The sequence below is a fragment of the Acinetobacter sp. SK-43 genome (assembly GCF_015351505.1).
Taxonomy (GTDB): Bacteria; Pseudomonadota; Gammaproteobacteria; order Pseudomonadales; family Moraxellaceae; genus Acinetobacter; species Acinetobacter junii.
Map to the genome: position 1 here is coordinate 1 of NZ_JADKPY010000061.1, position 7474 is coordinate 7474.

Below are 7474 nucleotides of genomic sequence, written 5' to 3' on the forward strand. Positions count from 1 at the left end.
GGTTATGCTTCAACTTCAAGTTTTAATCGCGCAGTTAAACGCTGGGCGCTTGAATAAGCCTTCACTTAAAATCAAATATAGATACATTTGAATTGCTGTTTTAGGACATGAAGTAATGAATCAACACATTGCACCCGTCGAGTTATCTAAATCTTATCGCTTACTTAATCATGGTCCAACTGTACTTGTTTCTGCTCAGCATAATGATGAAGTCAATGTTATGGCGGCAGCATGGGCATGTGCTTTAGAATTTTCACCAGCAAAAGTTACTGTGGTTTTAGACAAAACCACGAAGACGAGAGAACTCGTGGAGAAAAGTGGCTATTTTGCATTACAGGTTCCGTGTTATGAACAACTCAACATGGTTCATCAGCTTGGAAACATCAGTCAATTTGATGATCCTGAGAAATTACAAACCTGTAAAACTGAAGTCTTTTATCAAGAAAACTATTCTGTACCATTAGTCAGTGGAAGTATTGGTTGGCTAATATGCAAGCTGATACCAGAACCGCACAATCAGCAAACTCATGATTTATTTATCGGCTCAGTTATCGCTGCTTGGGCTGATACGCGTGTTTTCCGCGATGGTCACTGGCATTTTTCGGAAGAGCATAAAAACCTGAAAAGCCTACACTATATTGCTGGTGGTACGTTTTATTTAATTGGCGAAGAAGTGAAAGCAGAGTAAATCAAACACAGAAGCGATGCACTTAGCAGCGCTTCTCACATGAATAATATAAAGACTATTTAATTGCAGCATCATAACGCTGATTTACAGTATTCCAGTTCACTACAGACCAAAAAGCTTTGGTGTAGTCTGCTCTGCGATTTTGATATTTAAGATAATAAGCATGTTCCCAAACATCCAAACCTAAAAGTGGCTGTCCTTTCTTCTCCACAATATCCATCAAAGGATTATCTTGATTTGGCGTTGAAACAATCTCCAATTGACCTGCATCATTCAAGATTAACCATGCCCAACCCGAGCCAAAACGACCTGTTGCAGCCTGATTGAATTTATCTTGGAAGGCTTCAAATGAGCCGAAATCTTGATTGATTTGTTTTAGTAGCTTTGCACTAACCTTACCAGTTTTATTAGTCGGTGCTAAACTTTCCCAAAAGAAAGCATGGTTAAAATGCCCACCACCATTGTTTCGTACTGCTGAATTATATTTAGAAATTTGTGCTTGGACTTGTTCAATACTTAATTTATCTAGCTCTGGATAGGATTTAATCTGAGCATTTAAATTATCAACATAAGCTTTGTGATGCTTTGCGTAATGTATTTCCATCGTTTTTTGATCAATCGCGGGTTCTAGTGCATCACTTTTGTAAGGCAATGGTGCTTGCTTAAACTCCGCATAGGCAGGCACACTTAATCCTGCACATAACATCAATGAAAATAGGCTTTTATTTAACATCCGCATCATTAGATTCCATAAATTGATAATCATTTTCATTATCAAAAATATAAGTAAATCCAAAGCAGGTCAAATAACTAAATACTAAAGATACATTTTACTACTTATTAAAAACATAAAAGCGATGAACTAATCATCGCTTTTATTTACATAAAGATATTTTTATTTAGCAGCCATACGAATCGAGCCGTCTAAGCGAATTACTTCACCATTTAAATATGAGTTTTCAGCAATATGTGCAACCAAGCGCGCAAATTCTTCAGGACGACCTAAACGCGATGGATACGGAACCATTTGACCTAATGCATCTTGTACATTTTGTGGCAGACCTTTAAGCATCGGTGTTTCCATGATACCTGGTGCAATCACCATAATACGAATTGCATGACGTGCTAACTCTCTTGCAATCGGCAAAGTCATGGCAACTACTGCCCCTTTTGAAGCAGAATATGCAGCTTGACCAATTTGACCATCAAACGCAGCAACCGAAGCTGTATTGACGATTACTCCACGATCTTCATCACCTTCTGCAACTTCATTTTTACTCATGGCTTCCGCTGCTAAACGCAGCATATTAAATGTACCAGTGACATTAATCTGAAGCGTTTTAGAGAACATACCTAAATCGTGTACACCATCTTTACCAACAACTTTCGCTGATGGTCCGATCCCTGCACAGTTAACTAAACCATGCACTGCACCATGCTTGACTAATACATCTTTAAAAAATTGCTCAGCAGCTTGCTCATCCGTAACATCGAGTTGCACAAACTCAGCTTTTTCACCCAATGCTTGTGCCTGCTGAGTTCCAACTTCGGCATTCATATCAACTAAAGTGACGGATGCACCTTTCTGAACCAAATATTCAGCTGTCGCTGCGCCTAAACCAGAACCACCGCCAGTAATAACAAAGTGTTTTCCCTGAATTTTCATTTACGTTTCCTATCAAATTAAAGTGATAAATTTTTATAACAAAGAGTAAAGGCAACTTTTTTCCGATACAATTCCAAAAAGTAGCAAATTTAATGCGATTTTTGAGCATTTATTTCATTCACTCTCCTGTATTTCATCTTTTATGAGCAAACTTCCAAATCAAGATATCAATTCTGCAAAGGATACGATTTCAAATGCACTTATTCGTGAAGCATTGAGTGTTGCAGCTAGCCGCGGCTTAAATATCGTCAATATCGCTAACAAAGCGGGTATTTCAGCTGAATTATTAACTTCAACCAAAGCACGAGTCCCTGTTAACCAATCTGCACAGCTTTGGGTTGAACTGGCAAAAAGTATGAATGATGAATTTCTCGGCATGGATACTCATCCCATGCGCCGAGGAAGTTATAAAGTATTGGCGAAACTTGCTTTTGGTGCGAATACATTAGAACAGGCTATACAAGATATCTTAAAATTTTTAGCTTTGATTTTAGATGACATTCATGGGGAATTAGTTCAGGAAGGTTCGAAAGCATTTCTTATCCTGCATGACCGTGATCAACCCAAACGAATGTTTACCTATTCGACTTTTTTAATGCTGGTACACAGTTTGATGTGTTGGTTGAGCGATCAGCGTATCAGTTTTCACCGAATGTCATTTAGATGCCACCAACCTGTTGAGATACAAGATTATCGAGTACGCTTTTGTGAAAATATAGAATTTAATGCTGAACAGAATAAAATAGAATTCGATGCTCACTATCTCAAGCATAAGATCAAGAAAGACAAACATGCATTAAATGAGTTTCTAAAACATGCCCCATATAATTTAATTGTGCGCTTTAAAAATGAAAACTCATTAAGCCTACAAATCCGCAGACAATTGATTCTCCAACCACCTTCTGAATGGGCTGAGTTAAAAGATATTGCACAACAAATGAATATGTCCACAGCAACTATTCAACGTCGACTAAAACAAGAAGGTGTCAGCTATCAACAGCTTAAAAATAATATTCGATGTGATATTGCAATTGAACGTCTGAGCAAAACGAATGATTCAATTCAAAGTATTAGTGATGATCTTAATTTTCACGATCCAAGTGCTTTCCATCGTGCTTTTAAAAAATGGAGTGGTGTAAGCCCTGGTAGCTATCGAAAAACATCCCCAAGCAAAAAACTACTTGTTAACCAATTTGAAGACTGAATGGTTTAAAAAATGTATTTACCTGAAATTTTTGAAGAAAAAAATACTGAGAAATTATATCAACTCGTTGAAAAATATCCGTTAGGTACATTAGTCACTCACAGCTCCAATGGTATCGAAGCAAATCACTTACCCTTTAAACTTTTACACGAGCCTAAATTTAATCACGCCATTCTTATCGCTCATATTGCACGAAATAATGAATTGCATACTTTGATTGAGAGTGGAACTGATGTTTTAGTTATTTTCCAAGGTGAACAAGGCTATATTTCCCCCAACTGGTATCCAAACAAACAATTGCATCATCGTCATGTACCAACATGGAATTATCAAGTCGTACACGTAAAAGGAAAAATTAGATTTTTAGAAGATGAAAAATCCTTACGGGGCATACTCGCCAAACTTACTCGGACACATGAAGCCAAGCAAGAAAAACCATGGAAAATGTCTGATGCACCTAGCGATTACATCGCAGCAGAACTCAAAGAAATAATTGGTATAGAGATTGAAATCCAGCACATGATTGGAAAATTCAAACTTAGCCAAAATAGAGACCAATCTGATGCTGTAAATGTGGTAAATAATTTAGAAAAACAGGGTCAGATTCAATTAGCTGAAGCAGTCAAACAATACATTGAAGATTAATTCAACTTCTGTCCAAGGCTGACACGATCATTGCCACCATAATCTTTGATGGTTTGAATTTGGCTAAAACCCTCTTTCTCGAAGATGGTACGGACGGCTTCACCTTGATCATAACCATGTTCAAGCACAATCCATCCATTTGGATTTAACCAACCTTTACCTTGAACAATAATAGTTTCTAGATCCGCCAATCCTTGCTTATCAGCAATAAGTGCTCGTTCAGGTTCTGATTTAAGCATTTGCATATGCACATCTTCTGGATCGATATACGGCGGATTTGAAACAATAAGATCAAAAAATTGCTTTTCTAATGCATCAAACCAAGCACCACAAGCAAACTTAACATGCATTAAACCATGACGAATGGCATTTTCCTGTGCGACTTCGAGCGTAGGTTGATAAATATCTGTTGCCGTAACTTTCCACTGAGGACGCTCACTTGCTAGAGCCAATGCAATAGCACCCGTTCCAGTACCTAAATCAACGACATTAGATGTTGAATCAAGTTCAAGCTTTAACACAGTTTCAATCAATATTTCTGTATCTGGACGTGGCACCAATGTGTCATGTGTGACTTTTAAGTCCAGAGTCCAAAACGGTTGTGAACCTGTTACATAAGCTAGTGGTTCACCATGATCAATACGAGCAAGCCCATTCAAATAAGCTTGCTCTTGAATTTCAGTTAACTCTTGCTCAAGTCTTAGTTTTAACTCTAATGAATTGATACCCAGTATATGTTCAAGCAGCCACGCAGCTTCTTGACGTTCATAGCTATCAATTTCACCTTTAATTTCTAATGCCTGAGCAATATTCATTAGCCGCCATTTTCCTGAGCAAGCATCGCTAATTGATCCGCTTGATATTCACGATGCAAACTATCCAGCAATTCAGTTAAATCACCTTCCATGATCGCGTCTAATTTATATAACGTTAAATTGATACGATGATCCGTCATACGACCTTGAGGATAGTTATACGTACGAATACGCTCAGAACGGTCACCAGAACCAACTAAGTCACGACGCATTTCAGAAGTAGCTGCATCCGCTGCTGCACGTTTTGCATTTTCTAAACGAGATACAAGTAATGCCATCGCTTTGGCTTTGTTTTTGTGCTGAGAACGTTCTTCCTGACATTCCACAACCACACCCGATGGAATATGAGTAATACGAACAGCAGAATCGGTTTTGTTAATGTGCTGACCACCTGCACCTGATGCTCGGTAAGTGTCAATTCGGAGATCAGCTGGATTGATTTCGACTGTTGTATCTACATCAACTTCAGGCAAAATAGCGACTGTACATGCAGAGGTATGAACACGACCTTGTGATTCAGTGGCAGGTACGCGCTGTACGCGGTGCGCACCACTTTCAAACTTTAAGCGACCATATACACCTTCACCATCAACACGACAGATTACTTCTTTATAACCACCGTGTTCACCTTCATTTTCAGACAGGACTTCAATTCGCCAACCCTGAGTTTCCGCATATTTACTATACATACGGAATAAATCGCCCGAGAAAATAGCAGCTTCATCACCACCCGTCCCTGCACGAATTTCTAAATAGGCAGCATTCGCATCATTAGGATCTTTAGGAATCATTAACACATTAAGCTGTTCTTCAAGCTCAACTAAAAGTGCCTTGTTTTCTTTAATCTCTTCTTCTGCCATGTCTTTGAAATCTGGATCAGATTTCATCATTTCAGCAGTTTCAATATTTTCTTCTGCTTGACGATATTTACCCCAAACTTCTGTAATTTCAGTTAAATCATTATGTTCTCGTGACAATTTACGAAAACGTTTGTTGTCAGAAATAACTTCTACATCAGCAAGTAATGCCGTCAGCTCTTCATGACGATCACAGAGTTGATCTAGTCTTAAGCGGAGTGATGCTTTCATGGGCGGAATATCTCGAAATCCAAAGACTCAATGCCATTCAAAGTTGAAGCATGAGTAAAATCAAAAAATTGCGCATAGTTTACAGATTCTACCGCTTAAATGACATAGTGAAACTTCACTACTGCGTGATCAAGTTTCGTTTCATCATAAATTGTTCATTTTTAGTTGTAGGCTCTTGTTCTCTTTTTTGCCGTTCTATATAAATATGAGAGACAAATAAAATGATAAAACAATAGGATAATCAATATGAGTAATTTAATTAACCGTCCAACGTTGGCATTTATTGGGGCAAGTTGGCTTGCAGTCGTGATCGGTGCTGTTGGTTTTATGATTGGCTTATGGAATGCTTCAATGCCTTTACATGAAAAAGGTTTTTATCTCGTTATTTTACTTTACGGTCTTTTCTCTGCTGTATCCCTACAAAAAACATTGCGTGATAAGTTAGAAGATATACCTGTGACTGCAATCTACGTTGCACTTTGTTGGACCTCAGTCGGTATTTGTATTGGGTTACTATTATTTAGTTTATCGAATGCGACACTTAGCCTGAGCGAAAAAGGTTATTACATTATGTCCTTTTTATTGAGCTTATTTGGTGTTACGGCTACCCAGAAAAATATTCGTGATCTTGAACATTTACGCTTACAGAAGCGAGAGTCTACAAATCAATTAAAACTTGAAGATTCTTCTCATCAAGATTCATAAATGACATCAGCACTATAATTTCATATTGGCTTAATCATTAATGAAAATTGAATTTATTTGATTAATCTTAATACTGATTTAAACAAAACCATACAATCAACTTACCAAATCACAATAATAACAGGATGCATCTCCACAATTTCACTCCACAAGCTTTGTTACATTTGCTTCCATTACAAAAGATGCCTGAACAGCGGGCACATGGAGTCAAAATGAAAGCGCATTTTATGTTACTGAGTGCAATCCTTGCAGGTTCTACTATTGCAAGCACTGCATATGCAGATAATGCAACACGTGTTGCAGCCACTTCAGCTTTAGGTAGTGTTGTTGGTACAGCAATTGGTAAAGAGATTGGTGGTCATAGTGGTGCCATGATTGGTTCAGCTGTTGGTGGTGCTGGTGGTGCAGCAGCTGCTAGCAGTAAACGTACACGTACCGAAGCTGCTATTGGTGGTGGTCTAGGTGGTGTAGGTGGTTATACTGTTGGTCGCAATATTGCTGGTACAACTGGTGGTTATATTGGCGCAGCTGCGGGTGCAGCAGGTGGTGCCGCTTTGGGTCGTAAAGTAGGTCAAGACCGAGACTACGACAACTATCAGTCAAAAAAATATAAGAAAAAACGCAAACATCGTCATCATTGATAAAAAGCACCTTCGGGTCACT

The 7474-nt window shown here is 38.3% G+C and carries 9 protein-coding genes; 5 read left to right on the forward strand and 4 right to left on the reverse strand.

The features are described 5' to 3' along the window. Positions 1 to 115 precede the first annotated feature (115 nt). Positions 116 to 688 (forward strand): flavin reductase family protein, encoded by a 573-nt coding sequence (locus IRT38_RS11935; RefSeq protein WP_194597810.1) that lies wholly within the window; start codon positions 116 to 118, stop codon positions 686 to 688. Positions 689 to 743: 55 nt separating this feature from the next. Here the strand turns inward: IRT38_RS11935 and IRT38_RS11940 are convergent, their stop codons facing one another. Both IRT38_RS11940 and IRT38_RS11945 read right to left on the reverse strand, forming a co-directional pair. Then, positions 744 to 1427 (reverse strand): superoxide dismutase, encoded by a 684-nt coding sequence (locus IRT38_RS11940; protein ID WP_194597815.1) that lies wholly within the window; start codon positions 1425 to 1427, stop codon positions 744 to 746. 156 nt (positions 1428 to 1583) lie between these two features. Then, a complete protein-coding gene (locus tag IRT38_RS11945) occupies positions 1584 to 2354 on the reverse strand; it encodes a 3-hydroxyacyl-CoA dehydrogenase (RefSeq protein WP_004953914.1) in 771 nt (256 codons plus the stop codon). A gap of 142 nt (positions 2355 to 2496) precedes the next feature. Between IRT38_RS11945 and IRT38_RS11950 the strand changes: the two genes are divergently transcribed. Beyond that, the gene (locus tag IRT38_RS11950; RefSeq protein WP_194597811.1) at positions 2497 to 3558 is read left to right on the forward strand and encodes an AraC family transcriptional regulator; all 1062 of its coding nucleotides are present in this window, start codon (positions 2497 to 2499) and stop codon (positions 3556 to 3558) included. A 12-nt stretch (positions 3559 to 3570) separates the two neighbouring features. After that, a complete protein-coding gene (locus tag IRT38_RS11955; protein WP_194597812.1) occupies positions 3571 to 4203 on the forward strand; it encodes an FMN-binding negative transcriptional regulator in 633 nt (210 codons plus the stop codon). Here the strand turns inward: IRT38_RS11955 and prmC are convergent. Together prmC and prfA are read right to left on the reverse strand one after the other, a co-directional pair. Then, positions 4200 to 5018: a peptide chain release factor N(5)-glutamine methyltransferase gene (prmC, locus tag IRT38_RS11960; RefSeq protein ID WP_194597813.1), complete on the reverse strand. Its 819-nt coding sequence runs from the start codon at positions 5016 to 5018 to the stop codon at positions 4200 to 4202. The two genes, IRT38_RS11955 and prmC, sit on opposite strands and share 4 nt — an antisense overlap. Then, entirely contained in the window at positions 5018 to 6106 is a 1089-nt protein-coding gene (gene prfA, locus IRT38_RS11965; protein ID WP_194597814.1) for a peptide chain release factor 1, read from the reverse strand. The genes prmC and prfA overlap by 1 nt, the downstream gene beginning before the upstream one ends. A gap of 246 nt (positions 6107 to 6352) precedes the next feature. Between prfA and yiaA the strand changes: the two genes are divergently transcribed. Both yiaA and IRT38_RS11975 read left to right on the forward strand, forming a co-directional pair. After that, positions 6353 to 6811 carry an inner membrane protein YiaA gene (gene yiaA / locus IRT38_RS11970; protein WP_004915237.1) on the forward strand — a complete coding sequence of 153 codons (459 nt, stop codon included), beginning with the start codon at positions 6353 to 6355 and terminating at the stop codon, positions 6809 to 6811. A 212-nt stretch (positions 6812 to 7023) separates the two neighbouring features. After that, complete coding sequence (locus IRT38_RS11975) at positions 7024 to 7452, forward strand: hypothetical protein (protein WP_004953900.1); 429 nt, start codon at positions 7024 to 7026, stop codon at positions 7450 to 7452. Positions 7453 to 7474 lie beyond the last annotated feature (22 nt).

Bases quoted from the DNA above. Each gene is read 5' to 3' on its own strand.
- prfA (WP_194597814.1), bottom strand. From the start codon at position 6,106: ATGAAAGCATCACTCCGCTTAAGACTAGATCAACTCTGTGATCGTCAT.
- yiaA (WP_004915237.1), top strand. From the start codon at position 6,353: ATGAGTAATTTAATTAACCGTCCAACGTTGGCATTTATTGGGGCAAGT.
- prmC (WP_194597813.1), bottom strand. From the start codon at position 5,018: ATGAATATTGCTCAGGCATTAGAAATTAAAGGTGAAATTGATAGCTAT.
- IRT38_RS11935 (WP_194597810.1), top strand. From the start codon at position 116: ATGAATCAACACATTGCACCCGTCGAGTTATCTAAATCTTATCGCTTA.
- IRT38_RS11950 (WP_194597811.1), top strand. From the start codon at position 2,497: ATGAGCAAACTTCCAAATCAAGATATCAATTCTGCAAAGGATACGATT.
- IRT38_RS11940 (WP_194597815.1), bottom strand. From the start codon at position 1,427: ATGCGGATGTTAAATAAAAGCCTATTTTCATTGATGTTATGTGCAGGA.
- IRT38_RS11955 (WP_194597812.1), top strand. From the start codon at position 3,571: ATGTATTTACCTGAAATTTTTGAAGAAAAAAATACTGAGAAATTATAT.
- IRT38_RS11975 (WP_004953900.1), top strand. From the start codon at position 7,024: ATGAAAGCGCATTTTATGTTACTGAGTGCAATCCTTGCAGGTTCTACT.
- IRT38_RS11945 (WP_004953914.1), bottom strand. From the start codon at position 2,354: ATGAAAATTCAGGGAAAACACTTTGTTATTACTGGCGGTGGTTCTGGT.